The organism is Cupriavidus sp. FW216-B1 (assembly GCF_058789195.1).
The window spans coordinates 1,061,914-1,088,540 of record NZ_JBYTEL010000001.1 but is presented as its reverse complement, the minus strand read 5'-3'; the positions used below and the strand labels follow the sequence as shown (position 1 = coordinate 1,088,540).

Here is a 26,627-nt window from a genome sequence, read left to right as displayed (position 1 = left end):
GCACTGCATGCCGCGGTGCGCGGGTGCCGGCCACGTGGACGCCACTCCGTGCTGGCGGCCGTGGTCCGGCATGGCGAAGACTAAGGGAGACGCGGCGATTCTCCATACGCGGCGGCGCATGGCGGGCATTGCGGCTTTTGTATGAGGGAAAGGGCGCCGGTCGGCGCACGAGGCTGGCATGCGCTTCGTGTAGCGCCGCCCCGGTTCAGATGCCGATGGTTGTCTCCGCTCGCCCACTTCGCGGGAGAGCGGAGACAACAGCCGGTGATGCCGCCGTCGTCAGCGGTCAGTCGTCGCGCGCCGCCGCGAATTCCGCCAGCGACGCCTCGCGATGCTGATCGAGCCGCGGCGCGGCGGTGAAGCCCGCGAGCGGGCGGTCCGCGGCATTGCGGTTCATCTTGCTCCTTGGGCGAACGCGGGAAGTCAGTCGATGCGGGCGCCGCTGCTGAGCGTGAGCTCGGTCACGGTCTTGCCTTCGCGCAGCGCGAACTGCCTGAACTCGGCCGGCGAGGCCGACGGCGAGACCTCCTCGCCGCGGCTGGCCAACCGCGCGCGCAGATCGGGCCTGGCGAGCGCCCTGGCCGAGGCGGCGAACAGCTTGTCGATCACCGCGGGCGGGGTCTGCGCGGGCGCGAACAGGCCGTACCAGTTGGTTATGTCGTAGCCCTTGATGCCGGCCTCGGCGATGGTCGGGTAGTTGGGCAGCACCGGCGAGCGCGTGGCCGAGGTCACGGCGATGCCGACCACCTTGCCGGTGTCGATCACCGCCTGCACCGAGGCCGGCGTGGCGAAGGTAAGCTGCGCGTCGCCGGCGGCGACCGCCTGCGCGGACGGCGCGCCGCCCTTGTACGGCACGTGGGTGAGCCGCACGTCAGCCAGCTTGGCGAACTGCACGCCGGCCAGGTGCGTGATGACGCCGTTGCCGGACGACGAATAGTTGAGCGAGCCGGGCTGCTGGCGCGCCCTGGCCACGAGGTCCGCCACGCTGTTGATGCCCGCCGCCTTGTTGGCCGCCAGCAGCAGCGGCGACACCGTCAGCCGCGTGATCGGGGCGAAGTCCGCGGGCTCGTAGTGGATGTTCTTGTACAGCACCTTGTCGCCGCCCATCACGCTGGCCGTGGCGATATACAGCGTGTAGCCGTCGGGCGGCGCCTTGGCCACGGTTTCGGCGGCGATGGTGGTGCCGGCGCCCGGCTTGTTGTCGATGATGACCGGCTGGCCCAGTTCCTTGGACAGCGCGTCGCCGTACAGCCGCGCCACGTTGTCGGCGCCGCCGCCGGCGGGAAAGCCGATCACGAGGCGCACCGGCCTGGACGGGAACGCGTCCGAGGCCAGCGCCGGGCCGGCCAGCGCGCAGGCCATCGTCATGAACAGCAAGGTCGGGTGCCGCTTGGTCATGCTTGTCTCCTTTCTCGGTTTGTCCGCGTTTTCTTCGCGGTTTTTTGGGCTGCGCGCGCCTAGCTGCCGGCGAACGCCGGCGGCCGCTTCCCGCGCTCCGCGGCGGGCCCGCCGCGCGCGATCCGGTTCGGGGCCTGCTCCATGCCGTCGACGGCATTGATATGCTCGCGCAGTACCTCGAGGTCGCGCGGGCTGAGGCGGCTGGTCATCTTGGGGCGGCTCGACGTGATGATTGCTGCGCGTTCTTCGACGCGAAGCCGCGGCTCGCCGTGGTTTTGCATATAAGATTGATATATAGATATATTTAAGACGATTCTAGATATGCCAAAAGAGCAGTCAAATCGAGGTTTACCCGGTCAGTCGCTCCAGGACCGCGTGCGCGAGGCCATCGAGGCGGACATCCACGCGGGCAAGCTCAAGCCGGGCTCGCAGCTCGACGAGCGCGCGCTGGCCGAGCGCTTCGACAGCTCGCGCACGCCGGTGCGGGAGGCGCTGCTGATGCTGGCGGCGCAGGGGCTGGTGACGATCGCGCCGCGCGCCGGGATCTTCGTACACAAGCCGACGGTGGCCGAGCTGGTGGCGATGTTCGAGACGCTGGCCGAGATGGAGGGCGTGGTGGCGCGGCTGGCCACGCAGCGCATCACCGAGGCGGGCCGGACCGCGCTGGCGGCGGCCTTCGAGCAGGGCCGCGCCTACGTCGAGGCGGCCGACACGCCCGGCTACGTGGAGGCCAACCGCGCCTTCCACGACGTGCTGTACCACGCCGGCGCCAATCCCTACCTCGCCGAGCAGATCCGCATGCTGCGCCGGCGCCTGGCGATCTACTGGCGCCAGCGCGGGCTCATCAACGCGGCGCGCGTGCCCAGCTCGTTCCGCGAGCACGGCGCGATCGTGGCGGCGGTGCTCGCCGGCGACGCGGATGCCGCGGCGGCGGCCATGCGCGCGCATGTCTCCGCGGGCGGCAAGGCCATCGCGGACCTCGTGCTGCTGGCGCGGGACGCCTACGACGAGCCCGCGGCGCCGTGACGTGGCGCCATGACGTGACGCCACAACGCGGCGCCACAAAACGCGCGGCGCCCGCAACTGGTAGCATCGCAGGCAGCTTGCCGGGCGGCCCCTGCGCCGCCCGGCATGGTCTTCAACGCAGTCTTTCCCGGGTGTCCCGCTCCGTGTCCCACGACTTCTACTTCTACGAACCCGCGCGCGGCCACGGCCTGCCGCACGATCCCTTCAACGCCATCGTCGGGCCGCGCCCGATCGGCTGGATCTCCTCGCGCGCCGCCGACGGCATCGCCAATCTCGCGCCGTACAGCTTCTTCAACGCCTTCAACTACACGCCGCCGATCGTCGGGTTCTCGAGCGTGGGCTACAAGGACAGCGTGCGCAACATCGAGCAGACCGGCGAGTTCTGCTGGAACCTCGCCACGCGCGCGCTGGCCGAGCAGATGAACGCCAGTTGCGCGGCGGTGCCGCCCGAGGTGGACGAATTCGCGCTGGCCGGCCTGACGCCGGCGGCCTCGCGCATGGTGGCGGTGCCGCGCGTGGCGGAAAGCCCGGTCTCGTTCGAGTGCAAGCTCACGCAGCTGATCCAGCTCCAGGGCGCGGACGGCCACAAGGTGCCCACATGGCTGGTGCTGGGCGAGGTGGTCGGCGTGCACGTGGAGAAGTCGCTGTTCAAGGACGGCATCTATGACACGGCCGCCGCCCGGCCGATCCTGCGCGGCGGCGGTCCGGCGGACTACTTCGAGATCGTGCCCGAGATGCTGTTCCGCATGCGGCGCCCGGGCTGAGCGCGGGGTGCGGGCGGGGTGCGGGCGGCGGCCCGCGGGCCGTCCGCCGTGGGGGTTTTCGAATTTCTCCTTGACATACAGACCTGTCTACTCAAACAATGTGTAGACAGATCTGTATCATTTCTTCATCCCCAACTGCGCCCCAGCCGCACCCTAGCCAGGAGAACACCCATGTCCCAAGCCGAATCCCGTCCGCCATTTCCCCCGTTCACCCGCGAGACCGCCATCCAGAAGGTGCGCGGCGCCGAAGACGGCTGGAACAGCCGCGACCCCGAGCGCGTGTCGCTGGCCTACACCGTCGACAGCGCATGGCGCAACCGCGCCGAGTTCGTCAACGGCCGCGAAGCCATCGTCGGCCTGCTGACGCGCAAGTGGCAGAAGGAGCTCGACTACCGCCTGATCAAGGAACTGTGGGCCTTCGACGGCAACCGCATCGCCGTGCGCTTTGCCTACGAATGGCATGACGATTCCGGCAACTGGTACCGCTCCTACGGCAACGAGAACTGGGAGTTCAACGAGGCCGGCCTGATGCAGCGCCGCTTCGCCTGCATCAACGACGCGCCGATCAAGGAGTCCGACCGCAAGTTCTTCTGGCCGCTGGGCCGCCGCCCGGACGACCATCCCGGCCTGAGCGACCTCGGGCTGTAAGCGCGCCGTCGTGTTCTTGCGGGAACGCCGCCGTCCCGATCCGGGCGGCGGCGTTTTCGCTTCTGCTTTTCCCTTCCCCTCATTCCCGCTCGGCATTCTCCCGCCGGCGCGCCGCGACTTGTTCCGCCATGTATCAAGTCATGTGCCGGGCCGCCCGTTTATCCCGCCGCGGCGCCTGCCTATAGTTCGACTCAAGGTTTCTGGCATTTTCCGACAAGCAGCCGACACCGAGATCCGCGATGAATCGCCCGACTGAATTGATCGATTAACGGCGCGATTTTCCAACCGTCAAACCATTTGGAGTCTGCAATGAGCAACCATCCCAAGACCGTCGTCATCACCGGCGCTTCCAGCGGCATCGGCTTCGCCCTGGCCGAGGCCTATCTCGCGCGCGGCGACAACGTGGTGGGCAACGCCCGCACGCAGCAACGGCTGGACGCCGCCGCCGCGCGCCTGGGCCATCCCGACAACTTCCTGCCGGTGGCCGGCGACATCGCGCTGCCCGCCACCGCGCGCGCCATCTTCGAGCGCGCCAGCGCGCGCTTCGGCAAGGTCGACGTGCTGGTCAATAATGCCGGCATCTTTATCGCCAAGCCGGTCGGCGAATATACCGAGGAGGACGTCGAGAATATCGTCAATACCAACCTCAAGGGATTTTTCTATATTACCCAGCAGGCCGCCGCGCATATGAGCGCGAATCGCGCGGGACATATCGTCAGCATTACCGCCAGCCTCGCCATGCAGCCGACCGCGCAGGTGCCGGCGCTGCTGCCGGTGCTGATCAAGGGCGGCCTGAACCACGCCACGCGCGGCCTGGCGCTGGAACTGGCGCCGCACGGGGTCAAGGTGTCGGCGGTCGCGCCCGGGATCATCGATACGCCGCTGCACGGTGCCGGCACGCATGACTTCCTCAAGACGCTGTCGCCCAGCGGCGAGATCGGGCAGGTCAGGGACGTGGTGGACGCGGTGCTGTACCTGACCGGCGCGGCGTTCACCAGCGGCGTGGTGCTGCCGGTGGACGGCGGCGCGACGGCGGGCCGCTGGTAAGCAGGCCATGCGGGGCGGCGGCCATGCCGTTGCCGCCCGGCATGCGGGCAACATGACGGAGACGATCATGTCAGTGGAACAACGCATCGCGGCGCTCGGGCTGACGCTGCCGGCGCCGCCGCAGCCGCTCGGCAGCTATACGGCGGCGAGCGAGGCCGGCGACCTGCTGTTCATCTCGGGGCAACTGCCGCTGCGCGACGGCAAGCTCCTGTACCGGGGCCAGGTCGGCGCCGGGCTGACGCCGGAAGACGGGCGCCAGGCGGCGCAACTGGCCGCGCTCAACGTGCTGGCGCAGATCCGCGCGCACCTGGGCGGCTTCGACCGGCTGACGCGCATCGTCCGCGTGGAGGGGCACGTCAGCAGCGCGCGGGGCTTCTTCGGCCAGCCGGCCGTGCTCGACGGCGCCTCCGACCTGTTCGCCGCGGTGCTGGGCGACAAGGCCGGGCACGCGCGCGCCGCGTTCTCGCAGACGCAGCTGCCGGCCGATGCCGCGGTGATCCTGGTGGTGATCGCGCAGGTCACGCCGATCGCGCCGACGGCGCCCGCGCCGCGCGTGTCCCCGGCCTGAGCTAGCCGGCGAACTTGTCGACCAGGAAATCGACGAAGGCCCGCACGCGCGACGACATATGCCGCGCATGCGGATAAAGCAGCACGAAGGGCCGGCTGGCGCCGCCGAATTGCGGCAGCAGCTCCACCAGCCGGCCATCGCGCAGCTCCTGCTCCGCCACGAAGCGGTAGGTCTGGAACAGGCCCGCGCCGCTGCGCGCCAGCGTGACGCCGCCGAGCACGTCGTCCGAGCAGCCGTAGCCGCCGCGCGTGGCCACCTCGGCCAGCTCGCCGTCCTCCATGAACAGCCACGGAATGCGCCGGCCGCTGCTGGGCAGCTCGAACTGGATGCAGTCGTGCGCCTGCAGCGCGTCCAGCGTGCCGGGCACGCCGGCGCGCGCGAGGTAGGACGGCGCCGCCACCAGCACCAGCTCGGCGTCCTCCAGCTTGCGCGCGATGAGATTGGAGTCGTCCGGCGCGCGGCCGCGCACCGCGAGGTCGAAGCCGTCGTCGGCGAAATCCACGTTGCTGTTGCTGATGTGAGTCTCGATCTCCACCTGCGGGTAGCGCGCCCGGAACTCGGGCAGCACCGGCAGCACGCGGTAATGCGCGTAGGGCGTGGGCAGGCTGATGCGCAGCAGGCCGGCCGGGCTGGCGTGCTGGCCGGTGGCTTCGCGCTCGGCGTCCACCAGTTGCGACAGCGCGCGCCGGGCCCGCTCGAAATACGCGCGGCCTTCGTCGGTCAGGCGGATCTGCCGCGTGGTGCGCACGAACAGCCGCACGCCGAGCCGCTCTTCCAGCCGCGACACCGAGCGGCTCACCGCCGCCGGCGTGACGCTGGCCGCCACCGCCGCGGCGGTGAAGCCGCCCAGTTCCGCCGCCAGGCAGAACAGCTCGATGCTGCCAAGCTGGAGGTCGTCGAACTGGCGCTTCATCGGTGTGTCATCCGCGTTCCCGTTCGGGTTCTGGCCTGATTCAGGCGGCGGCGCCGGCGGCGTGGGCGAGGTCCGCCACCGCCTGCGCGAGCTCCGCGCGCAGCTGCGCCACCAGCTCCGCCGCCGGCAGGCTGCGCGAGAGTTGCGCGGCCTGGCCGGCCCACTGCGCGGCGAAGCCGGCGCTGCCCCGTGCCTTGGCCGCGGCGTGCAGTGCCTTGCCGGCGTCGTAAGTGATGGGGTAGTCGGGGATCGGCGGGCAGTCCGGCGCCTCGCCCAGCTCGGTCAGCCGGTTGACGATGCCGCGCGCGGCGCGCCCGGACACCGAGCGCGTCAGCGTGGTGCGGACCGGCTGGCCGGCGAGCAGGGCGGCGCGGTAGGCGGCGTCGGCCGCGCTTTCCGGGCACGGCACGAAGGCGGTGCCGAGCTGCGCGGCCTGCGCGCCCAGCGCCAGCGCGGCGGCGATGCCGGCGCCGTCCATGATGCCGCCGGCCGCCACCACGGGCAGCGTGGTGTTGCGCACCAGCAGGCGCACCAGCGCCAGCGTGCCGAGCCGCTCGTCGCGCGCGGCCGGCTCGAAGATGCCGCGATGGCCGCCCGCTTCCACGCCCTGCGCCACGATGGCGTGCACGCCGGCGTCGGCCACCTGGCGGGCCTCTTCCACGCTGGTGGCGGTGGCCATCAGGTAGATGCTGGCCTCGCGCAGCGCGGCGATCCACGGCTGCGGCGGCAGGCCGAAATGAAAGCTCGCCACCGCCGGGCGCTCCTCGAGCAGCATCGCGAACATGGCTTCGTCGGCCACGAAGCTCTGGTAGATCTCGCGCAGCGCGGCCGGCGGCGTGGCGCCGAACTCGGCGAAGCTCGGCGCGAGATAGGCCAGCCAGCGCGCCTCCCGCGCGGCGTCCGCCACCGCGGGCGCGTGGCAGAACAGGTTGACGTTGAACGGCTTGCCGGTCAGGGCGCGGGTGTCGCGGATCATCTTGCGGGCGCCTTCGGCGTCCGTGGCGCCGACGCCGAGCGAGCCCAGCCCGCCGGCATTCGAGACGGCCGCGGCCAGCGCCGGCGTGCCGATGCCGGCCATCGGCGCCTGGATGAGCGGCACGGCAAGGCCGAGCCGGGACAGCAGCGCGCGCGGCTGGGTGGCGGAATTGGGGGTGTTCATTGCGTGACTCCTTCGGAAGAGGGGCGCTTGCCGGCTCCCGGCGCGCGCACGAAGATGACGGCGGCGGCCGCCAGCAGCGCCGCGGCGGCGGCGGCCAGCGGCCCGTTGAAGCTGTGGCTGCGGGCCATCAGCGCGCCCGCTGCCAGCGGCCCGGCGATCTGGCCGACGCCGTAGGCCGAGGTCATGGCGGCCAGCAGGTTGAATGGCACCGCGTGGGCCACGCGCCTGGCCGCCGGCATGGCGATGGTCACGGTGCCCACGAAGGTGCCGCCGACCAGCAGCGCGCTGGCCAGGTAGGACCACGCGGCATGGCTGAGCGCGGGCAGGATCACGCCCGCGGCCTGCACCAGCAGGTTGAGCGCGAGCGCGCGCCGCGTGCCGAGGCGCCCATGCAGGGCGTGCCACAGGTAGCACGACGGCGCCGCGCCCAGGCCGAACACGGCCCACACGTGGATCGGGTCGACCTGGCCGAGCGCGTCGCGCACGAACAGCGGCAGGTAGGTGGCGGTCACGATGTAACCGAAGCCGGCCAGGCCATAGCTGGCGATCAGCGGCCACGGTCCCGGGACGCTGGCCGCGTTGGCGGCATCGGCAGCATCGGCCGCGCCGACGGCGGCCACGGCCGCGCCGGCCGGATGCGGCGGCGGCGGCGCCCGCCCGCCGAGCAGGCGCCATGCCGGCAGCGACAGCGCCAGCGCGCCGGCGGCCAGCGCGGCCCACAGCGCGGGACTGCGCCAGCCGGCCAGGTTGCCGGCGGCGATGGCCTCGGCCGACAGCAGGATGCCGCTGCCCACGCCCGCGAACAGCAGCGGCGCGCCGTGCGGCTGGCCCACGAGCTGGAACAGCCACACCGAGGCGGCCACCAGCGCCAGCGCGCTGAAAAAGCCGGCCACGAAGCGCGTGCCGGCAACGAACCACGGCGCCGCCGGCAGCGCCAGCACGAGCAGGCACAGCACGGTGCCGGCCAGCGCGATGCGGCACAGCAGCGGCGTGGCGCGCGGCGACAGGCGCGTCACCGCGAGCGCGCCGGCCAGGTAGCCCGCGTAGTTGGCGGACGCGGCCAGCGAGCCGGCGCCGACGCTCAGCAGCCCGTCGCGCACCATCAGCGGATACATGCCGGTGAAGGCGAAGCGGCCGAAGCCCATGCCGACGGCCAGCACCAGGGAGGCAGCCAGCGCCGGCAGCCAGGGCGCGCCGGCGCGCTCGGCGCCGCGCTCGCTGCTGCTCTCGATGTCGCCGGCGGGCCGGGCGGCGCAGGCAGGTCGGGCTTCAGCCATGTTGCAGCTCCTGCAGGAAGGCCTGGTATGCCGCGGTCGTGAAACCCTGGCGGCGCACCAGGAAGGTATGCGCGGTGCGCACCGGCACGGTCTGCAGGCCCGCCGCGTCCGGGTGCAGCGCGAGCAGCGAGCGGGGCACGATGGCGACCGCCGAGCCGGCCGTCACGCAGGCCAGGATTGCATGGTAGGACGCCAGCTCCAGCATGTTGAGCGCCGGGCGCGGACCCGCGCCGCCGCCGAGCCAGTTCTCGGCGCACAGGCGGTAGGTGCAGCCGCGCGAGAAGGTGGCCAGGCTGCGCAGCACGAGGTCCTGCGGCGCGCGCACCGGCGGGTGGCTGGGCGGCAGCACCAGCAGCAGTTCCTCGGAGAACAGGAAGCTGCCTTCCAGCCCGGGGCCGAGCTCGTCCATGTCCAGCGTGTCCGGCGCGCCTTCGCCGGGATGCGCCACCACCGCGCAGTCGATGCGGTGCGCCAGCAGCGCGTCCACCAGCGCCTGCGTGGTGCCGGTCTGGATCTCGATCTGCACCTGCGGCCACTTGCCGTGGTAGCGCGCCAGCGGGCGCGGCAGCCGCGCCGCGGCCGAGCTTTCCATGCTGCCCACGCGCAGCCGGCCGGAGGGCGCGCCGGCGCGCATCGACTGGCGGGCTTCCTCGGCCAGCGCCAGCAGTTGCTCGGCGTAGCCCAGGAAGCGCTGGCCTTCGGGCGTGAGCGTCATGCGCTTGCTGTCGCGCAGGAACAGCGCCACGCCAAGCTCTTCCTCGAGCTGCTTGACGCGCGTGGTGACGTTGGACTGCACGCGGTCCAGCGCCCGGGCGGCGCGCGTCACGCTTTCCTCGCGCGCCACCGTCCTGAAGATTTCCAGCTCGGCCAGATCCACGGCGGGTTCCTCGATATGGGATTGAAGTTTGTTCTTTAAAAAAGAACAAATTTCAGTTAACTATCATTTATTGGGATGATTAAGTCAAGAAGACCTTGCCGCGCGCAGGGTTTGCGCGCGCCGGGGTGACTTGCAAGGCGGGAGGGGAAGGGTAAGGGGAAGGGCAGCGCGTTCAGCGCCGGCGCGCGGGCGGCCTCGCGGCTGGCCGGGCTGGTCGGTAGCGCTCGCGCAGCGTTTCCAGCAGCAGCGGCAGGGCCGGCGCCGGATTGCCGGGCGCATGGACCACGGCCACGCCGATCCGCAGCACGGCGGCTTCCTTGAGCGGCTTGTAGACCACGCCCGCGCGCGCCATCGCCTGCAGCGAGGCCGGCACCAGCGCCACGCCCTGGCCGTCGGCGATGAGGCCGAGCAGCACGTGGTGGTCGGCCGGCTCGGGCACGCGCGGCGGCGAGAAGCCCAGCGCGCGGAACAGCGCTTCGTAGTGGTCGAAGTAGGCGGGGTTGAGGCGCCGCTGGAACCAGAACAGCGGATCGGCCTGCAGCTCCAGGATGGAGAGGCGCTTGCGCCGGGCCAGCCGGTGCGTGGCCGGCAGCGCGGCGACCAGCGGATCGTCGAACAGGTGCTCGACGTGCAGCTCGCCGGTGCCGGACGGCAGGCCGATCAGCGCGGCATCGAGCGCGCCGCGCCGCAGGTCGGCGATCGACTGCTGCGAGATCTGCCGTTTCTGCAGCAGCCGCACGTCCGGCGCGCGCGCCTGCAGGGCCGGCGCCAGCCATGTGAACAGCGCGGCGTCGACCACCGTGGTGATGCCCAGGCGCAGCCCGGCGTTGCGCCGCGCGCGCTTGCGCGCGCGGGCGAGCATGGCGTCGGCGCTGGCCAGCAGCGCGCGCGCTTCGGGCAGCAACTGGCTGCCGGCGGGCGTGAGCGCCACGCCATTGCGGTCGCGCTCGAACAGGCGCGCGCCGACGGTTTCCTCGAGCGCCTGGATCTGCCGGGTCAGCGGCGGCTGGGTGATCGACAGGCGCTCCGCCGCGCGGCGAAAGCTCAGTTCGTCGGCTACGGCCACGAAGTATTCGAGTTGCCAGAGTTCCAGGCGGGGCTGCATGCGGGGTGCGCTCGGACGGGTTGCTGATACGCACAAGGTATCACGCCGAAGGCATTGGCGGCGCGCGCACGCGCTGGCTAAGCTTGCTTCACTGCTTGCTTCACATCACCAACTCGTCACCGAACCAAGGAACACCTTCCCGATGAATCCGCACACCCTTCCGCACACGCTGTCTCTCGGCCGGGCCCGGCTTGCCGCCATCGAAGGCAGCGCCGATGCCTCCATTCTCGACGCGCTCGGCGACATCGCGCCCGATCTGGCCAGCCTCGCCATCGGCTTCGTCTATGGCGAGATCTATCCGCGCGCGGGCCTGTCGCTGCCCGAGCGGCAACTGGTCACGGTGGCCGCGCTCGCGGCGATGGGCGGGCTCGCGCCGCAACTGGAGTTCCACCTGGCCGGCGCGCTGAACGTTGGCTGCCAGCCGGCGGAGCTGGTCGAGGCCATGATCCACCTGGCTGTGTACGCGGGTTTTCCGGCGGCGCTCAACGGCATTGCGGCGGCGCGGGCCGTGTTTGCCCGCGCGGGTGTCGTGGTGGCGGCGGCGGCCGCGCGGCCGGCCGCCGCCGGCTCGCGCTACGAGGCCGGGCTCGCGCGCCTGCGCGAGATCGACGGCGAGGCCGGCGTGCGCGTGATCGCCTCGCTGCAGGACATCGCGCCGGACCTGGGTCGCTTCATCATCGAGTTCGCCTTCGGCGACATCTACGCGCGGCCCGGCCTCGATCTGGCCAGCCGCGAGCTGGTCACGGTGGCCGCGCTGGCGGCGATGGGCTCGGCCACGCCACAACTGAAGGTGCACATGCATGGCCTGCTGAACGTGGGCGGCACGCGGCAGCAGCTCGTGGAGGCCATCATCCAGATCGCGGCCTATGCCGGTTTCCCGCGCGCCATCAATGCGGCGCTGGCGGCCAGGGAGGTGGTGGCCGCGCACTGACGGCAGCGAGGCCGCCTCACGGCGCCACGCCTTGCCTGGCCTCGAGCAGGCCCGCCACCCAGTCGATGAAGACCCGCACCTTGGCGCTCAGGTGGCGGTTGCGCGGGTACAGGGCCAGCATCGGCAGCGTGCCGGCATTCCAGTCCGGCAGCACCGGCACCAGCCGGCCGCTGGCGAGGTGCGCGCGCACGACGCCGTTGAGCGGGCTTTGCATCAGGCCCATGCCGGCCACGGCGGCGGCGATGCAGGTGTCGGCATCGTTGGCCGCGACCCAGTGCGGGCGGGTGATTTCATGCGCCTCGTCGCCGCGCCGGAAATCGAACGGGAACACGCGCCCGGTCTTGGCCGAGAAGAAGTTCACGAAGCGGTGCCGGTCGAGGTCGGCCAGCGTGGCGGGCATGCCGTGGCGCTGCAGGTAGGCCGGCGCGGCGCAGGTTGCCACTTCCAGCTCGCCGAGCCGCCGCGCGGCCAGGCTCTCGTCGTGCACGAGGCCGCCGCGGATCACGCAGTCCACGCCTTCGGCGATCAGGTCCACCGGGCGGTCCGAACTGCCCAGTTCCATCATCACCTGCGGATAGCGCGCGAAAAAGTCCGGCAGCGCCGGCGCGATGACATGGCGGCCCAGGGAGGCCGGCACGTCCACGCGCAGCCGGCCGGCGGGCGTGACCACGGCTTGCCCGAGCATGGCCTCCAGCTCGTGCATCTCCTGCAGCATGGTGCGCGCGCGCTGATGGTAGGCCATGCCGTCGTCGGTCAGGCTGAGCCGCCGCGTGGTGCGGTGCAGGAGCCGCACCCCGAGGTGGCTTTCGAGGTCCTGGACGATGGTGGTGACGCGCCCCCGGGGCAGGTGCAGCGCGGTCGCCGCGCGCGAGAAGCTGGCCAGCTCCACCACGCGGACGAAGACCTCCATAGCTTTGAACCGGTCGATGGACATGTCGGGATTGTTCTGAATATAGGGAATAGTGATTTCTTCGTTTCGCAGTTTATACGCATCCGTTAGCACAATAGACTGCCTTCACCGATTCAACGATGCGAAGGAGATTCACATGAGCACGTCGTCCCAGTCTTCCCAATCCCCCGGGGTTCCCCTGGCCGCGCTCGGCGCGCACGGGCCGCAGCAGGTGTCGGCGCTGGGCCTGGGCTGCATGGGCATGTCCGATTTCTACGGCGCCAATGACCGCGGCCAGAGCATCGCCACCATCCACGCGGCGCTGGACGCCGGCATCAACCTGCTCGACACCGGCGACTTCTACGGCGCCGGCCACAACGAGATGCTGATCGGCGAGGCGCTCCGGGGCCGCCGCGGGCAGGCGCTGGTGTCCGTCAAGTACGGCTCGCTGCGCGCGCCCGACGGCAACTGGCTGGGCATGGACGGGCGCCCGCAGGCGGTGAAGAACTTCATCACCTACAGCCTGCAGCGGCTCGGCACCGACCACATCGACATCTACCGCATGTCGCGGCACGACCCGGCCGTGCCGGTGGAGGACACCATCGGCGCCGTGGCCGATCTCGTGAAGGCCGGCTACGTGCGCCATATCGGCCTGTCGGAAGTGGGGCCGGAGATCATCGAGCGCGCCCACAAGGTGCATCCGGTCAGCGACCTGCAGATCGAATATTCGCTGCTCAGCCGCGGGCCGGAGGCCGGCATCTTCCCCGTGCTCAGGCGGCTGGGCATCGGCGTGACCGCCTACGGCGTGCTGTCGCGCGGCCTGATCAGCGGCTCGCGCCCCACCGGGCCGCGGGATTTCCGCGCCCACCTGCCGCGCTTCACCGGCGAGAACCTGGGCCGCAACCAGCAGCTCGTGGCTGCCCTCGGGCAGGTGGCGCAGGAACTGGGCGCGACCACGGTGCAGGTGGCGATCGCCTGGGTGCTGGCCAAGGGCCGCGCGCTCGGCGTGCAGATCGTGCCGCTGGTCGGCTCGCGCTCGCTGGCGCAGCTGGAGGGCGCGCTGGGGTCGCTGCGGTTGCCGCTGTCGGCGCAGGACATGGCCCGCATCGAGCAGGCGGTGCCGCGCGAAGCCGTGGCCGGCACGCGCTACGGCGAGGAACAGATGGCGTTTCTCGACAGCGAGCGCTGAGCCGGCAGTCTTGTCAGCGGGGGTTCCCGGCCAGCACCGACGGCGGCTGGGAAGCGGCCAGTGCCACCGCGTGCCGCGCCGCGGGCGCCGGGCGCGCCAGCATCTGGCGGATCGAGGCGAGGTAGCGGTCCCCGACTTCGCGCGTGGCGCGGTTGGCCTGCGCGCGCAGCGAGCGCCGCGGCGGCGGCGTGACGTTCAGGCTGCGGCAGATCGTGGACAGGTAGGGTTTGCGTTCCCCGGTCAGCCGCTGCGCTGCCGCCGCGAGGGCCGCGTCGCCGACCCGCGCGCGCAGCCACGCGAGGACCTGGCGGTCGTATTCGTTCTGGACCCGGACCAGATGTTCCATGATGGGCTCCTGAAATACTGTTCATGCATACAGTAACTGTAAATATATACAGTAATCGGGGGATTTCAAGGAACGGCGGATTCGGGGGAATGGATGTGGCTTATGAATAACCTGCCCGCCAATGCCGGCGCGGCGGCTGGCAGCCGGCCCGGGATTGCCCGGGCCGGACGGCGGCAGTGCCGGTTGCGGCAATGGGTGATGAGGTGGGGAAAGCGTGGCGGATGCCGCGCCGGACGGCCGGCGATCTGCCGCGATGAGGCGGCGCCGGCCGGCCCGGACGCGGGCGATGTCGAGGGGGCGCTACGCCAACTGGTTCATCAGCGTGTCCTGGGCGGACACCAGCCGGTGGCCGCGCCGGCGCCGGTAGCTGCCGTCCGGCTCCAGCTCCCAGGTATCGCGGTTGTCCTTGAGATAGCGCTTGAGGCCTTCCTCGATCACGCGCTTCTTGAGGGCCTTGTCCAGCACCGGGAAGCAGATCTCGACGCGGCGGAAGAAGTCGCGCTCCATCCAGTCGGCGCTGGACAGGCGCACGTCCTCGGCCTTGTCGTTGTAGAAATAGAAGATGCGCTCGTGCTCGAGGAAGCGGCCGAGCACGGAGCGCACCCGGATGTTCTCCGACAGCCCCGGCAGGCCGGGCCGCAGCGCGCAGGCGCCGCGCACGATCAGCTCGATCTTCACGCCGTCGCACGAAGCCTGGTACAGCGCCTCGATGATCTTCGGCTCCAGCAGCGCGTTCATCTTGGCGATGATCAGGCCCTTGCGGCCGGCCCTGGCGTGCCTGGCCTCGCGGCGGATGGCCTCGATCAGCGCCGCGTGCATGGTGAACGGCGACTGCCACAGGTGCGCGAGCGTGCCGGGATGGCCGAGCCCGGTCAGTTGCGAGAACACGTTGGCCACGTCGGCGGCGATGGCTTCCTTGCAGGTAAACAGGCCGATGTCGGTGAAGTTGCGGGCGGTCTGCGAATGGTAGTTGCCGGTGGAAAGATGCACGTAGCGGCGCAGCTTGCCGCCCTCGCGCCGCACCACCAGCGCCATCTTGGCGTGCGCCTTGTAGCCCACCACGCCGTACACCACGTGCGCGCCGGCTTCCTCGAGCTGCGCGGCCCAGTTCATGTTGGCTTCCTCGTCGAAGCGGGCCAGCAGCTCCACCACCACGCTGACTTCCTTGCCGCGCCGCGCCGCGCCGATCAGCGCGTCGAGCAGGGCCGAGTCGTTGCCGGCGCGGTACACCGTCTGCTTGATCGCCATCACGTCCGGGTCTTCGGCGGCCTGGCGGATGAAGTCCACCACGGGCGCGAACGACTGGTAGGGGTGGTGCAGCAGGATGTCGCCGTCGCGGATGGCGCGGAACATGTCGGTCTGCTCCTGCTGGAGCGCCTTCGGCAGGCCGGGCCGGCACGGCGGGTATTTGAGGTCGTCGCGCGCGACGCTGTCGGGCACCGGCAGCAGCCGCACGAGGTTGACCGGCCCGTTGACGGCGAAGACCTCGGTCTCTTCCAGTCCGAACTGGCCTTGCAGGAAGCGCGTCATCTTGGGCGAGCAGTTGTCCGCCACCTCGAGGCGCACCGCGTCGCCCAGGTGCCGCTGCGGCAGCTCGCCCTGCAGCGCGTCGCGCAGGTTGCGCACTTCGTCCTCGTCGACGAACAGCTCGCTGTTGCGGGTGACGCGGAACTGGTAGCAGCCGCGCACGCGCATGCCGGGAAACAGCTCGCCCACGTGCGCATGCAGGATCGAAGACAGGAACACGAAGCCGTGCGGGCAGCCCGAGATCTTGCTCGGCAGCAGGATCACGCGCGGCAGCGCGCGCGGCGCCTGCACGATGGCGGCGCCGGCTTCGCGGCCGAAGGCGTCCTTGCCTTCGAGCTCCACGGCGAAGTTCAGGCTCTTGTTGAGCACGCGCGGGAACGGGTGCGCCGGGTCGAGGCCGATCGGGGTGAGCATCGGCATCAGCTCGCGGAAAAAGAACTCGCGGATGTACTCGGCCTGCTCGGCGGACCAGTGCGGGCGCCGCAGGAAGCGGATGCCCTCGGCGGCCAGCTCCGGCACCAGCACGTCGTTGAACAGCCGGTATTGCTCCGCCACCAGCTTGCGCGCCCGCGCGCCCAGCAGCGCGTAGACCTGGCGCGGGTCCAGCCCGTCCGGGCCGGGCAGCGCGGACTGCAGCTTGATCTGCTCCTTGAGGCCGGCCACGCGGATCTCGTAGAACTCGTCGAGATTGCTGCTGAACACGCACAGGAAGCGCAGCCGCTCCAGCAGCGGGACCTCGGGGTCCGCGGCCTGGAGCAGCACGCGGTGGTTGAACTCCAGCTGGCTGGCGATGCGGTTCAGGAAGGTCTGCCGGGCATCGGCGCTGGCGAGGAAATCCGCGGGAGCGCCTTTTGCATCACTCGACGGCAAGGGGAGGGACGGGGCGGTCTGCAGTGGGACACCCGAGCCTTCGGCCATATTCGACTTCAATCCTTTTTCTTGTATGGGTCGCCACCGGCGGCGACACGATGGCCTGATAGTACCGCGTCGCGCGGCGCTTGAGGAGGGTGGCGCGGCGCCTGCATCGTGCCGGAACGGCCGCGTCGGCTGCCGCGGGCGCGCGCCGTATTCATTCCATGCCGGGATAGGTTTATGAAAACCATTCGCTTGTGACGCGCGGCGGGCTGCGAATAGGATGCCCCCATCAAAACAGAACAGACGATGAGGAGACATGGCATGAAGAGATTCGCAGCCTTGCTGGTGGCATCGGCCGCGCTGGCCCACGCCGCTTTCGCGCAGGACGGGGAGGCCTATCCGACCCGCCCGGTGAAACTGGTGGTGCCGTTCGGCGCCGGCAGCGCGTCCGACACCGCGGCGCGCATCGTCGCCGAGGCGGTGCGCGACAAGCTCGGCACCATCGTGGTGGACAACCGCCCGGGCGCCAACGGCATCATCGGCTCGGCCTACGTGGCCAAGGCCGCGCCCGACGGCTACACCCTGCTGCTGACCAGCAGCGCCACCCATTCCGGCATCGGCGCGCTGTACCGCCATCCCGGCTACGACCCGATCAAGGACTTCGTCCACATCACGCGCATCGCCACCATCCCGATGGTGCTGGTGACGCGCCCCGACGCGCCCTACAAGACCGCGAAGGAACTGGCCGCCCAGGCCCGCAAGGCGCCGCTGCGCTACGGCTACGGCAGCGGCTCCGCGCAGATCGCCGCGGCGACCTTCAGCATGGTGGCCGACGCGCCCTCCGAGGGCATTCCGTACAAGAGCCAGCCGCCCGCGGTCACGGACCTGATGGGCAGCCAGATCGACTACATGCTGGCGGACACCTCGGTGGTGACGAGCTTTCTCAAGGGTGGCAAGCTGGCCGGCCTGGCCATCTCCAGCCCGCGGCGCTCGCCCGACCTGCCCGGCATTCCCACCATGACGGAGGCCGGCTACAAAGACTTCGACCTCGTGGTCTGGGTCGGGCTGGCGGCGCCCGCGGGCACGCCCGCGAGCGTGACCGAGCGCTGGAACAAGGAAGTCGGCGCGGCCTTGTCCGACCCGCAGGTGAAGGAAAAGCTCGCCCGCCTGGGCATGGTGGCCAGCCCGAGCGGCATCAGGGAGCACGGCGCCTTCGCGCTGGCGCAGCGCGACATCTGGACGGCGCGCGCGGCCAGGGCGGGAGTCGAGCAGCAATGACGCAGCCGTTCAGCCAGCCGGCGCCGCTCGAAGGGGTGCGCGTGCTCGACCTGACCTCGGTCGTGATGGGGCCGGTATGCACCCAGATCCTGGCCGACTACGGCGCCGAGGTGGTCAAGGTGGAGCCGCCCGAGGGCGACGTGATGCGCCATGCGGGGGCTAAGCGCGCGCCGGGCATGGGCGCCATGTTCCTGCACGCCAACCAGGGCAAGCGCTCGGTGGTGCTCGACCTCAAGCGCGCGCAGGACCAGGACGCGCTGCGCGCCATGCTGCCCGGCTTCGACGTGTTCATCCACAACGTGCGCCCGCAGGCGATGCGCCGCCTGGGCCTGGATGAAGCCGCGGTGCGGCGCCTGCATCCGTCGGTCGTTCACGTCGAGCTGACCGGCTATGCCGCCGACGGCCCCTACGAGGGCCGCGCCGCGTACGACGACATCATCCAGGCGCAGACCGGCCTGGCCGAGCTGTTCGCGCGCCAGTCGGGCGGCGCGCCGATGTACGTGCCGACCCTGATCGCCGACCGCGTCACCGGCCTGACTGCGGCGCATGCCACGCTGGCCGCGCTCTATCGCCGCCGGCAGACGGGGCAGGGCGAATCCGTGAAGGTCTCGATGTTCGAGACCGTGGCCGCGTTCGTGCTGGGCGACCATCTCGGCGGCGCGAGCTTCCTGCCGCCGGCCGGCCCGATGGGCTACAGCCGGCTGCTGACGCCGCACCGGCGCCCCTACCGCACGCTGGACGGCCACATCGCCGCGGTGGTGTACAACGACAAGCACTGGCGCGCGTTCTTCGCGGCCATCGGCGACCTCGCCGCGTTCGAGGCCGACGCGCGCTTCCAGACCGCCGCCGCGCGCGCCGAGAACTACGACGCCATCTACGGCTACCTGGCCGGGGTGCTGGCCACGCGCACCAGCGCCGACTGGCTGGCGCTGCTGGCGGCGGCCGACATCCCGTGCAGCCCGGTCAACCGCGTCGAAGACCTGCTCGACGACCCGCACCTGCGCGCCGTCGGCTTCTTCGAGGAAGACACCGGCGGGGCCGCGCACGGCACGCGCCGCATCGCCGCGCGCTTCCGCTCGCCCGCGGCATCCACGGCATCCGCGCGTGGCGGCGCCGCGGCGCCCGAGCTTGGCGCGCACACAGCACAAGCCGCGCAAGCCGTGCCGCGCGGGCAGATCGAGCCGGCGGACCGCTGAATCCAACCATCATCCGGGAATTCCCCTCATGCAGACGCTTCACCATGTCACGCTCGCCACGTCCGCGCAGGGCGTCGCCACCATCCAGATCGCCAACGGCACCTCGCTCAACATCCTCGACTCCGACACCATCGTCGAGCTGACCCGCCTGCTGCGCACGCTGGCGCGCGACCCGCAGGTGCGCGCGCTGGTGATCCGCGGCAGCGGCGACAAGGCCTTCATCGGCGGCGCCAACATCAAGGAACTGGCCCGGCTCGATCCCGACACCGCGGTGGCCTTCATCACGCGCCTGCACGACCTGTGCGAAGCGGTGCGCGACTTTCCGGTGCCGACCTTCGCGCGCCTGGCCGGCTGGTGCATGGGCGGCGGCATGGAGCTGGCGGCGGCCTGCGACATCCGCGTGGGATCGACCGCGGCGCATTTTTCCATGCCCGAGGTGCGCATCGGCATCCCCTCGGTGATCCACGCCAACCTGCTGCCGCGCCTGATCGGCGAAGGCAACACGCGCTGGCTGCTGCTGTCCGGCGCCGCCATCGACGCGGCCAGGGCGCACGCGTGGGGCTTCCTCAACGAGCTGGCCGAGCCCGACGCGCTCGACGCCGCCATCGCGCACGCGGTGGGCGAGATCCTCGAATGCGGCCCGGCCGCCGTGCGCGCGCAGAAAGCGCTGCTGCGCGGCTGGGAGAACCCGGCGCTCGAGCGCGGCCTGAAGGACAGCATCGCCATGTTCGGCGCGGTCTACGAAGGTGCCGAACCGGACCAGTACATGCAGCGCTTCCTCAACCGCAAGCGCCCGGCGTGAGCCGGCGCGGGGTTCTCTTGTAAGATCGGGGGCGCCGGGCGGCGCCCTCGCGGCGGTGGCCGGCCGCAGGGCGCCATCCGGCGCTTTCGCACACGGCCGCGCCATCATGAACCTGACGATCCGGGAGTTCCGCGTTTTCCGCGTGGTGTACGAACTGCGCAGCTTCAGCGCCGCCTCCGAAGCGGTGCACATGACGCAGTCCGCGGTCAGCAAGCTCTGCCAGGAAATGGAGGCCAAGGTCGGGCACCGCCTGTTCGAGCGCTCCACCCGCAAGGTGGAGCCCACCATGCTGGCCGACCACCTCTACGGCTATGCGTGCGAGATCCTCGGCACGATGGACGCCGCCGAGCGCAGCCTCAACGGGCTGCTGAGCCTGGAGCAGGGCGAGGTTCGCGTGGCGGCCTCGCCGATGATGACGCAGGGCCTGCTGACCGGCCCGGTCAGCCGCTTCCACGCGGCGCACCCGGGCGTGCGCATCGGGCTGCACGAACTCTCCACCGACGAGACCATCGACTACGTGGTCAACGGCAAGGCGGACTTCGGCCTGGTCTCGATCGAGCAGACCCATCCCAAGCTCGCCATCGAGCGGCTCTACGACGAGTCCATGTACGCCATCTGCGCCAGGGACCATGAACTGGCGAAGAAAAAGCGCGTCTCCTGGGATGCGCTCAGCGCCTATCCGCACGTCTCCATGCATCCGTCCTTCAGCGTGCGCCGCACCGTCGACCGCGTGTACGGACAGAAGGGGCTGGGCTACGTGTCCGTGATCGAGGTCGGCACCGTCCTCTCCGTGCTGGGGATGGTGAAGGCCGGCGTCGGCGTAGCGGTGCTGCCCGGCTACGTGATGAGCTTCGTGTCGGACATCGGGCTGGCCTCGGTGTTGCTGCCGGCGGCCGACTACAGCCACCCGATCTCGCTGATCCGCCGCTGGAACGCCCGCCCGTCGACCGCGGCCGAGGCGCTGATCGCGCTGCTGAAGGAAGCGATCGCGCCGGGGTAGGCGTGCGTCCTTGCTCAGGCCCGATGCGCCCCGTCGCGGCAGGCCGGCACCTCGATCTCGAATCAGCGCGCTCCCTCGATGCCGCCGCCGGCCCGCCGGGCGGCGATGAAATACAGCAGCGCGCTGGCGGCCGCGGCGGCGGTGCCGACGATGGCCAGGGCGATCGCCAGCCCGGCCCTGGGATGGCCCAGCCATTCGTTGATGGCGCCCACCGCGAACGGTCCCAGCCCGCCGCTGATGGCGTTGGTGAGGAACACCAGCAGCGCCACCGCGCGGCCGCGCATGCGGTTGGGAATGGCGATCTGCAGCGGCACCGGCGCCAGCGCCATGACGATGCTGGCGGCATACGCGCACAGGCCGTACAGCGCCAGCGACAGCCACATCGCCGGCGCGAGCGGCGCCGCGCAGGCGGCGGGCACCAGCAGGGCGGCCGCGCCGCAGGCGATGCGCAGCACCTTGCGCAGCGCATCGCGGTCGTCGACCTTGCCCACGAACAGGCTCGCGCTGACGACGCCCGCCATGCCGCCGATCATGTAGACCGGGCCGGTCAGCTTGCCGACCGCGCTGGCGGACAGGCCGAAGCTGCGGATCAGCAGGGTTGGGAACCACGCGGCGTGGGAGTAGAACAGCAGGATGAGCGCGACGTAGCCGAAGAAATAGGGCAGGCAGAAGCGGTTGCGCACGAACAGCTCGCGCAGGACTTCGCCGATCGGCGGCGCGGCCCCGGCGGCGCCCTGCGCGGCCGGCAGCCCGCGCCGCGCCGGCTCGCGGATCGTCGCCAGCACCAGCGCCGCGAGCGCCAGGCCGGGCAGCCCGACCAGGAAGAAGACCACCTGCCACGGCTGCAGGCCCTGCCTGGCCAGCCAGCCGGCCATCGCGGGCTGGTCCATCCAGCCCAGCAGCGCGCCGCCGCCGAGCAGGGCGACGCCGCCGCCGATGTAGGGCCCGAGCATGAACACGCTGCTGGCGCGCGTGACCTTGCGCGGCGGGAACATGTCGCTGAAGATGGACAGCGCGGCCGGGCTCAGCGCGGCTTCGGCGATGGCCGTGCCGGCGCGCCAGACCAGCAGTTCGCCGAAGCTGCCGGCGGTGCCGCACATGGCCGTGGAGATGGCCCAGATGGCGACGCAGGCCGCACTCAGGCGCACGCGGTTGGAGCGGTCCACCAGCCGCGCCACGAACACGCCGGCGGTGGCATAGCAGAGCGTGAAGGTCGCGCCCTGCAGCAGGCCGATCTGGGTGTCGCTGAGCAGCAGCGATGCCTTGAGCGGCTGCACCAGGATGCTGACGACCTGCCGGTCGATATAGGAAAAGGCAAAGCACACGAAGAACATGAATACGATGTATCCATGCGAGAACGCGGTGCCGGTGTCTTCGATCACCGGCGCGTCGGCGCCGGGCGCGCCGGCTTGCAGGGCCGGCGCGGCTTCGGGGGCGGAGTGCATGAAGGTTTCCTCGTAAGGGCGGAGGGCGGGCCGGCGCGCGCCAGGGAAGGCGCGCCGGTTCCGGCGAGGCTGTCGGCTACAGCGTGGCGGGGGCGGCCAGCAGGGCGATGCAGTCGCCGGGCTCGACGCCGGCGAAGCTGCGCGCGCACACCACCATGCCGGCGCCGCCGAAATGCAGTTCGCGCGGCGGCTCCCACGGCGCGTAGGGATCGAACAGCCGCCCGGCCAGTTCGCCGGCGGCCACCTGCTGCCCCAGCGTGAAGCAGGGTTCGAACACGCCGTGGCGCGGCGCGAACAGGTAGTGCCGGGTGCCGTCCACGGCGATGAAGCGCGTGTCGTGGCGCGGCGGCGGCGGGTTGTCGCCGCGCGTCAGGCCGGTGGCGTGGAGCACGCGGCGCAGCCCGTCCTCGACGATGGCGAGACCTTCCACATTGCAGCTGCCGAAGCCGCCGAACTCGCCGCACAGGAACAAGGTGCCGTGGCGCTCGGCCGCCGCGCCGTAGGTCCGGTCCTCGCCGAGCAGGTCCATGATCATGGTGTGGGGCGCGGCGAACGCATTGACCAGCTTCAGGTACTCGGCGCGGCGCGCCGGGTCGGGCGGCAGCGCGGCCAGCAGCGTGGGCATGTGGTTGAACGAGGCGCCGCCGGCGTGCAGGTCGAGCACCACGTCGGCGCGCGGAAAGAGCTCGGTGTCCACGTAGTGGGCGATCATCGCCGTGACCGAGCCGTTGCGCTCGCCGGGGAACATCCGGTTCAGGTTGCCGCGGTCGATCGGCGAGGTGCGCGAGCCGTTCAGGAACGCCGGGAAGTTCAGCGCCGGGATCACGATCAGCCGGCCCTCGATCCGCATGGCGGGCATGCGCTGCAGCAGCTTCATCAGCGCCAGCGGGCCTTCGTATTCGTCGCCGTGGTTGCCGCCGGTCAGCAGCACCGTCGGCCCCGTGCCCTGCTTGAGCACGGCGACCGGCGCGGGAATGTGGCCGTAGGCGGAGCGGTCGTGCGAATAGGGGATGCGCAGCACGCCGGTCTGGAAACCCTCGCGCTCGTAGTCGATCCCGGTCGAGATCAGTGTTTTCCTGGAAGGGGTGTGGTCGTTCGGTCGGCCTGGCATGCCTTGTCTCCGGTGGGGGATCGGGCGCGGCCGGTTGGCGTCTGGAGGGGGGCGGCCGCGCTGCATGTCATATTGATGACCGCGGCGGTCGACGACAAATGCCGTTTTCTGGCGCAGGCGATGCCTTCCAGGCATCAGCCCGGCGCGGCGCCGGCCTGTCGCATCGCTTCGACGGTCTGGATGAAGCGCGCAAGCGCGGGCGCGGGCGCATCGGCCTTGTGCGCGAACACGAGCGGCATCGGGATCGACAGGTCCGTGAACGCGGCGAAGCGGCACAGCGCGGGCGGGCGGCCGAGGTTGGCCGAATTGACGATGGCCGCGCCGACGCCGGCGCAGACCAGCGACAGCATGGCGGCCTCGGTCGAGACCTCCTGCACCACGTTGAGCGTGATCCCGCACGCCTGGCAGGCGCCGATCAGGCGGTCGTAGTAGAGCGGATACGTGGCGCGCGGGAAGGTCACGAACGGCCAGTCCGCGATCTGGCGCAGCGCCACGCCGGGCAGCCCCGGCCGGGCGCGGGCGGTTTCCTGCGCCGGCAGGGGCCAGGCGAGCGGCGCGGCCAGCATGACGTCGTTCGTCGTCAGCGGCAGCGTGCCGAGCGGTTCGGCGAGCGGTCCGTACTGGTAGATGAAGCCGCCGTCGAGCGTGCCCGCGCGGATCTCGTCGAGCTGCAGCGGCGTGTTCATCGGCACCAGCTCGATGCGCACGTCGGGCACCTCTTCCTGGAAGCGGCGGAAGACGTGCGGCACGATGCCGTCCCAGCCGCTGTTCTCGACGAAGCCCAGGCGCAGGTAGCCTTGCACGCCGGCCGAGATGCGCTGCGCGCCGCGCGCCGCCACGTCGAGCTGGTTGAGCGCCGCGCGCGCATCGCGCAGGTAGGCCTGGCCGGCCGAGGTCAGCCTGAGGCCGCGCGGCGTGCGCTCGAACAGCGCGAAGCCGAGCTCCTCCTCCAGGTCGTGGATCTGGCGCGAGATGGCGGGCTGCGTGACGTGGACATGCTCCGCCGCCACGCGAATGCTCTCGTGCTCGGCCACGGCGATGAAATAGCGCAGATGTCGTAGTTCCACAGACTTACCCGTTGTTGAGTTGCGCCGGCGGCGGCCGGTCCACGGCAAACATGCCACAAAGCGCCGGCCCCGGAAAGGCGGGGCCGCGCGGCGCGGCGCATGTCCGGCCGGCATCGGCGGCCGGCGCACGCTGCCTGACGCGGGACGCGGCCGGCAAGCCGACGACGGAACCGGAGGCATATGGTTGCGTTGCCATGCCGGCGCCGCGTTCAGCGCTGCGCGCCCGCCGCCGCCCGTTCGAGCCGCGGCACGAGGAAGTCGATGAACGCGCGCAGCTTGGGCGGCTGCACGCGCCCGCGCGGGAACACGGCGTGCAGGTCCGGGCAGCGCCCGAGCCAGCCCGGCAGCACCGGCACCACCAGCCCCTGTCCGGCATGCCGCGCCATGATGAGGTCGGTTGCCATCATCAGGCCCGCGCCGTCGAACAGCGGCGCCTTGAGCGCCTCCGGGTCGTCGGCCTCGATCACGGGGCGGATCGGGTAGTCGACGAGCTTTCCGGCCGCGTCCGCGCGGCGCATCGGCCAGGCATGGCCGCCGGCGCGCCGGGCCACGCGCGTGGACAGCGCCGCGTGCTCGCGCAGCGCATCCGGATGGGCCGGCGCGCCGTGCCGCGCGAGATAGGCGGGGCTGGCGTAGATGCGGTTCGGGAAGGTCGCGAGCCGGCGCGCCGCCATCGACGAATCCGGCAGGTCGCCCATGCGCAGGGCGAGGTCGATTTCCTCGCCGACCAGATCGAGCGTGCGGTGGCTGAGCACGAGGTCGATCTGCACGTCCGGGCAGCCGGCGCGGAATTCCGCCAGCAGCGGGCCGAGCAGGCTGACCGACAGCGAATACGACGCCGTGATGCGCAGCGTGCCGCGCGGCGCGCCGTGCAACTGGCCCACCGCGGCATCGGCGTTGGCCAGCATGGCGGGAATGGCGCGGCAGGATTCGTAATAGAGCGTGCCGGCCTCCGTCAGGCCGAGGCGGCGCGTGGTCCGGTGCAGGAGCTGCGCGCCGAGCCGCTGCTCGAGCTCGCGCAGCTTGCGGCTGACCGTGGTCTTGGGCAGGTCCAGCGCGGCCGCGGCGGCGGTGAAGCTCCCGGCTTCCACGACCTTGAGGAAGACCAGGGTGTCGTTCATGTCGGGCATGGTCGGGTCGGCGCGCGGCGTGGCAGGAGCGATGGCGGGTGATGCCGATTATGCCATCGGCGGCACAATGATTGCCGGAAACGACGGCTTATCGCGGTGGCGGACCGTTGTTATCGTTCCATTCGTCGCCGATTCGGCACCAATATCAGATCCAGTGCGGCGCCTGACGAAGAGGCCGCCGCATAACCGGAACGAGACCCACCATGCATTTCTCCCGCTTCCTGCTGCTTGCCACCGCTTCCATGTCCGTCCTCGCCGCCAGCCCCGCCGGCGCCGACGTGGCGCCTTCGCCGGACAAGCCGGCCAGCCCGGGATGGGTGGCGCGCCAGGCCCCCGGTTTCTATCGCTTCGCGCTCGGCGCGTTTCGCGTCACGGTGCTGTCCGACGGCACCGCGCCGCGCGACGTGCCGGCCATCACGAGCGACCCGCAAGCCGTGCGCGCGGCGTTCGCGGCCGCCCACCAGGCCTTGCCGGTCGAGATCTCCGTGAACTGCTTCCTGATCGATACCGGCGAGCGCCGCATCCTCGTCGACACCGGCGCCGGCGAACTGTTCGGGCCGCTGACGGGCCGCCTCGTCGACAACCTGCGCGCCGCCGGCTACGAACCCGGCGACATCGACGACATCCTGCTGACGCACATCCACGGCGACCATTCCGGCGGCCTCAGCATCGGCGGGCGGCGGGTGTTTCCGAATGCCGTGGTGCACGTGGACCGGCGCGACCCGGCCCTGTGGCTCAGCGCCGAGGCCGAGGCCCGCGCGCCAGCGGCGGCCCGCACGACCTTCCGCCAGTCGCACCAGACCGTGGACCCGTACGTGGCGGCTGGCAGGCTGCGCACCTTCGATGGCGCCACCCAGTTGTTTCCGGGTGTGCGTTCGGTGCCGCTGTACGGCCACACGCCCGGCATGAACGGCTATTTCATCGAGAGCCAGGGCCAGCGGCTATTGCTGTGGGGCGACATCATCCACGCCAGCGAGGCGCAGTTCCGCGATCCCGGCATCACCATCGACTACGACGTCGACCGCGCCGGCGCCGCGGCGGGGGGGGGGGGGGGGGGGGGGGGGGGGGGGGGGGGGGGG

General features: G+C 71.2%; 26 protein-coding genes. 12 read left to right on the top strand and 14 right to left on the bottom strand.

Annotated elements, in window-relative coordinates; genetic code table 11:
- Positions 1-423: 423 nt before the first annotated feature.
- Positions 424-1,398 (bottom strand): Bug family tripartite tricarboxylate transporter substrate binding protein, encoded by a 975-nt coding sequence (locus AC3WXD_RS04750; protein ID WP_492323154.1) that lies wholly within the window; start codon positions 1,396-1,398, stop codon positions 424-426.
- A 59-nt stretch (positions 1,399-1,457) separates the two neighbouring features.
- Positions 1,458-1,679 carry a hypothetical protein gene (locus AC3WXD_RS04745; RefSeq protein ID WP_492323153.1) on the bottom strand — a complete coding sequence of 74 codons (222 nt, stop codon included), beginning with the start codon at positions 1,677-1,679 and terminating at the stop codon, positions 1,458-1,460.
- A gap of 40 nt (positions 1,680-1,719) precedes the next feature.
- Here AC3WXD_RS04745 and AC3WXD_RS04740 point away from each other — a divergent pair, with 40 nt between their 5' ends.
- From AC3WXD_RS04740 to AC3WXD_RS04720, 5 genes are all read left to right on the top strand, one after another.
- Positions 1,720-2,424 (top strand): GntR family transcriptional regulator, encoded by a 705-nt coding sequence (locus tag AC3WXD_RS04740; RefSeq protein WP_052165779.1) that lies wholly within the window; start codon positions 1,720-1,722, stop codon positions 2,422-2,424.
- A gap of 143 nt (positions 2,425-2,567) precedes the next feature.
- Complete coding sequence (locus AC3WXD_RS04735) at positions 2,568-3,188, top strand: flavin reductase family protein (RefSeq protein WP_029043201.1); 621 nt, start codon at positions 2,568-2,570, stop codon at positions 3,186-3,188.
- 171 nt (positions 3,189-3,359) lie between these two features.
- On the top strand, positions 3,360-3,836 hold the full coding sequence (locus AC3WXD_RS04730; RefSeq protein WP_020201079.1) for a nuclear transport factor 2 family protein: 477 nt from the start codon (positions 3,360-3,362) through the stop codon (positions 3,834-3,836).
- Between the two features lie 309 nt (positions 3,837-4,145).
- Positions 4,146-4,883 (top strand): SDR family NAD(P)-dependent oxidoreductase, encoded by a 738-nt coding sequence (locus AC3WXD_RS04725; protein WP_492323152.1) that lies wholly within the window; start codon positions 4,146-4,148, stop codon positions 4,881-4,883.
- A 67-nt stretch (positions 4,884-4,950) separates the two neighbouring features.
- A complete protein-coding gene (locus AC3WXD_RS04720) occupies positions 4,951-5,451 on the top strand; it encodes a RidA family protein (RefSeq protein ID WP_492323151.1) in 501 nt (166 codons plus the stop codon).
- 1 nt (position 5,452) lies between these two features.
- On the opposite strand, the gene AC3WXD_RS04715 is transcribed toward AC3WXD_RS04720, so the two are convergent.
- The 5 genes from AC3WXD_RS04715 to AC3WXD_RS04695 form a co-directional block, all read right to left on the bottom strand.
- The gene (locus AC3WXD_RS04715; RefSeq protein WP_492323150.1) at positions 5,453-6,364 is read right to left on the bottom strand and encodes a LysR family transcriptional regulator; all 912 of its coding nucleotides are present in this window, start codon (positions 6,362-6,364) and stop codon (positions 5,453-5,455) included.
- 40 nt (positions 6,365-6,404) lie between these two features.
- Positions 6,405-7,523 (bottom strand): NAD(P)H-dependent flavin oxidoreductase, encoded by a 1,119-nt coding sequence (locus AC3WXD_RS04710; RefSeq protein ID WP_492323149.1) that lies wholly within the window; start codon positions 7,521-7,523, stop codon positions 6,405-6,407.
- Positions 7,520-8,800 (bottom strand): YbfB/YjiJ family MFS transporter, encoded by a 1,281-nt coding sequence (locus AC3WXD_RS04705; RefSeq protein ID WP_492323148.1) that lies wholly within the window; start codon positions 8,798-8,800, stop codon positions 7,520-7,522. The genes AC3WXD_RS04710 and AC3WXD_RS04705 overlap by 4 nt, the downstream gene beginning before the upstream one ends.
- Positions 8,793-9,677 (bottom strand): LysR family transcriptional regulator, encoded by an 885-nt coding sequence (locus AC3WXD_RS04700; RefSeq protein WP_492323147.1) that lies wholly within the window; start codon positions 9,675-9,677, stop codon positions 8,793-8,795. Before AC3WXD_RS04700 ends, AC3WXD_RS04705 begins: the two co-directional genes overlap by 8 nt.
- A gap of 172 nt (positions 9,678-9,849) precedes the next feature.
- Positions 9,850-10,782, bottom strand: coding sequence for a LysR family transcriptional regulator (locus AC3WXD_RS04695; RefSeq protein WP_454733399.1), 933 nt, complete (start codon positions 10,780-10,782; stop codon positions 9,850-9,852).
- Between the two features lie 142 nt (positions 10,783-10,924).
- On the opposite strand from AC3WXD_RS04695, the gene AC3WXD_RS04690 reads away from it, so the two are divergent.
- A complete protein-coding gene (locus AC3WXD_RS04690) occupies positions 10,925-11,713 on the top strand; it encodes a carboxymuconolactone decarboxylase family protein (protein ID WP_020201087.1) in 789 nt (262 codons plus the stop codon).
- A 16-nt stretch (positions 11,714-11,729) separates the two neighbouring features.
- Here AC3WXD_RS04690 and AC3WXD_RS04685 read toward each other — a convergent pair whose 3' ends face one another.
- The gene (locus tag AC3WXD_RS04685; RefSeq protein WP_059411524.1) at positions 11,730-12,647 is read right to left on the bottom strand and encodes a LysR family transcriptional regulator; all 918 of its coding nucleotides are present in this window, start codon (positions 12,645-12,647) and stop codon (positions 11,730-11,732) included.
- A 112-nt stretch (positions 12,648-12,759) separates the two neighbouring features.
- On the opposite strand from AC3WXD_RS04685, the gene AC3WXD_RS04680 reads away from it, so the two are divergent.
- Entirely contained in the window at positions 12,760-13,791 is a 1,032-nt protein-coding gene (locus AC3WXD_RS04680) for an aldo/keto reductase (protein ID WP_492323146.1), read from the top strand.
- 13 nt (positions 13,792-13,804) lie between these two features.
- Here the strand turns inward: AC3WXD_RS04680 and AC3WXD_RS04675 are convergent, their stop codons facing one another.
- Positions 13,805-14,137, bottom strand: a complete 333-nt coding sequence (locus AC3WXD_RS04675) for a CppA family protein (RefSeq protein WP_020201090.1) — start codon at positions 14,135-14,137, stop codon at positions 13,805-13,807.
- 300 nt (positions 14,138-14,437) lie between these two features.
- Entirely contained in the window at positions 14,438-16,582 is a 2,145-nt protein-coding gene (gene ppk1, locus AC3WXD_RS04670; RefSeq protein ID WP_492323357.1) for a polyphosphate kinase 1, read from the bottom strand.
- Positions 16,583-16,840: 258 nt separating this feature from the next.
- On the opposite strand from ppk1, the gene AC3WXD_RS04665 reads away from it, so the two are divergent.
- The 4 genes from AC3WXD_RS04665 (at position 16,841) to AC3WXD_RS04650 (ending at position 20,795) form a co-directional block, all read left to right on the top strand.
- Positions 16,841-17,797, top strand: coding sequence for a Bug family tripartite tricarboxylate transporter substrate binding protein (locus tag AC3WXD_RS04665; protein WP_492323145.1), 957 nt, complete (start codon positions 16,841-16,843; stop codon positions 17,795-17,797).
- Complete coding sequence (locus AC3WXD_RS04660; RefSeq protein WP_492323144.1) at positions 17,794-18,993, top strand: CaiB/BaiF CoA transferase family protein; 1,200 nt, start codon at positions 17,794-17,796, stop codon at positions 18,991-18,993. Before AC3WXD_RS04665 ends, AC3WXD_RS04660 begins: the two co-directional genes overlap by 4 nt.
- Positions 18,994-19,021: 28 nt before the next feature.
- Positions 19,022-19,795: an enoyl-CoA hydratase gene (locus AC3WXD_RS04655; protein WP_020201094.1), complete on the top strand. Its 774-nt coding sequence runs from the start codon at positions 19,022-19,024 to the stop codon at positions 19,793-19,795.
- Between the two features lie 106 nt (positions 19,796-19,901).
- Positions 19,902-20,795: a LysR family transcriptional regulator gene (locus AC3WXD_RS04650; protein WP_020201095.1), complete on the top strand. Its 894-nt coding sequence runs from the start codon at positions 19,902-19,904 to the stop codon at positions 20,793-20,795.
- Positions 20,796-20,857: 62 nt separating this feature from the next.
- On the opposite strand, the gene AC3WXD_RS04645 is transcribed toward AC3WXD_RS04650, so the two are convergent.
- The 4 genes from AC3WXD_RS04645 to AC3WXD_RS04630 all read right to left on the bottom strand — a co-directional run bounded on the left by AC3WXD_RS04645 (position 20,858) and on the right by AC3WXD_RS04630 (position 25,539).
- Positions 20,858-22,240: an MFS transporter gene (locus AC3WXD_RS04645; RefSeq protein WP_454733395.1), complete on the bottom strand. Its 1,383-nt coding sequence runs from the start codon at positions 22,238-22,240 to the stop codon at positions 20,858-20,860.
- A gap of 76 nt (positions 22,241-22,316) precedes the next feature.
- Positions 22,317-23,351, bottom strand: a complete 1,035-nt coding sequence (locus AC3WXD_RS04640; protein WP_020201097.1) for a succinylglutamate desuccinylase/aspartoacylase family protein — start codon at positions 23,349-23,351, stop codon at positions 22,317-22,319.
- A gap of 134 nt (positions 23,352-23,485) precedes the next feature.
- Positions 23,486-24,418, bottom strand: coding sequence for a LysR family transcriptional regulator (locus AC3WXD_RS04635; RefSeq protein ID WP_020201098.1), 933 nt, complete (start codon positions 24,416-24,418; stop codon positions 23,486-23,488).
- A 209-nt stretch (positions 24,419-24,627) separates the two neighbouring features.
- Positions 24,628-25,539, bottom strand: coding sequence for a LysR family transcriptional regulator (locus AC3WXD_RS04630; RefSeq protein WP_231586408.1), 912 nt, complete (start codon positions 25,537-25,539; stop codon positions 24,628-24,630).
- Between the two features lie 212 nt (positions 25,540-25,751).
- On the opposite strand from AC3WXD_RS04630, the gene AC3WXD_RS04625 reads away from it, so the two are divergent.
- The coding region (locus AC3WXD_RS04625) for an MBL fold metallo-hydrolase (protein ID WP_492323143.1) at positions 25,752-26,627 on the top strand (876 nt) is incomplete at its 3' end.

Coding starts and splice junctions, on each gene's coding strand:
- AC3WXD_RS04710 (WP_492323149.1), bottom strand. CDS start 7,523: ATGAACACCCCCAATTCCGCCACCCAGCCGCGCGCGCTGCTGTCCCGG.
- AC3WXD_RS04675 (WP_020201090.1), bottom strand. CDS start 14,137: ATGGAACATCTGGTCCGGGTCCAGAACGAATACGACCGCCAGGTCCTC.
- AC3WXD_RS04705 (WP_492323148.1), bottom strand. CDS start 8,800: ATGGCTGAAGCCCGACCTGCCTGCGCCGCCCGGCCCGCCGGCGACATC.
- AC3WXD_RS04720 (WP_492323151.1), top strand. CDS start 4,951: ATGTCAGTGGAACAACGCATCGCGGCGCTCGGGCTGACGCTGCCGGCG.
- AC3WXD_RS04685 (WP_059411524.1), bottom strand. CDS start 12,647: ATGTCCATCGACCGGTTCAAAGCTATGGAGGTCTTCGTCCGCGTGGTG.
- AC3WXD_RS04730 (WP_020201079.1), top strand. CDS start 3,360: ATGTCCCAAGCCGAATCCCGTCCGCCATTTCCCCCGTTCACCCGCGAG.
- AC3WXD_RS04650 (WP_020201095.1), top strand. CDS start 19,902: ATGAACCTGACGATCCGGGAGTTCCGCGTTTTCCGCGTGGTGTACGAA.
- AC3WXD_RS04695 (WP_454733399.1), bottom strand. CDS start 10,782: ATGCAGCCCCGCCTGGAACTCTGGCAACTCGAATACTTCGTGGCCGTA.
- ppk1 (WP_492323357.1), bottom strand. CDS start 16,582: ATGGCCGAAGGCTCGGGTGTCCCACTGCAGACCGCCCCGTCCCTCCCC.
- AC3WXD_RS04740 (WP_052165779.1), top strand. CDS start 1,720: ATGCCAAAAGAGCAGTCAAATCGAGGTTTACCCGGTCAGTCGCTCCAG.
- AC3WXD_RS04680 (WP_492323146.1), top strand. CDS start 12,760: ATGAGCACGTCGTCCCAGTCTTCCCAATCCCCCGGGGTTCCCCTGGCC.
- AC3WXD_RS04715 (WP_492323150.1), bottom strand. CDS start 6,364: ATGAAGCGCCAGTTCGACGACCTCCAGCTTGGCAGCATCGAGCTGTTC.
- AC3WXD_RS04660 (WP_492323144.1), top strand. CDS start 17,794: ATGACGCAGCCGTTCAGCCAGCCGGCGCCGCTCGAAGGGGTGCGCGTG.
- AC3WXD_RS04750 (WP_492323154.1), bottom strand. CDS start 1,398: ATGACCAAGCGGCACCCGACCTTGCTGTTCATGACGATGGCCTGCGCG.
- AC3WXD_RS04640 (WP_020201097.1), bottom strand. CDS start 23,351: ATGCCAGGCCGACCGAACGACCACACCCCTTCCAGGAAAACACTGATC.
- AC3WXD_RS04745 (WP_492323153.1), bottom strand. CDS start 1,679: ATGCAAAACCACGGCGAGCCGCGGCTTCGCGTCGAAGAACGCGCAGCA.
- AC3WXD_RS04690 (WP_020201087.1), top strand. CDS start 10,925: ATGAATCCGCACACCCTTCCGCACACGCTGTCTCTCGGCCGGGCCCGG.
- AC3WXD_RS04725 (WP_492323152.1), top strand. CDS start 4,146: ATGAGCAACCATCCCAAGACCGTCGTCATCACCGGCGCTTCCAGCGGC.
- AC3WXD_RS04665 (WP_492323145.1), top strand. CDS start 16,841: ATGAAGAGATTCGCAGCCTTGCTGGTGGCATCGGCCGCGCTGGCCCAC.
- AC3WXD_RS04630 (WP_231586408.1), bottom strand. CDS start 25,539: ATGAACGACACCCTGGTCTTCCTCAAGGTCGTGGAAGCCGGGAGCTTC.
- AC3WXD_RS04655 (WP_020201094.1), top strand. CDS start 19,022: ATGCAGACGCTTCACCATGTCACGCTCGCCACGTCCGCGCAGGGCGTC.
- AC3WXD_RS04645 (WP_454733395.1), bottom strand. CDS start 22,240: ATGCACTCCGCCCCCGAAGCCGCGCCGGCCCTGCAAGCCGGCGCGCCC.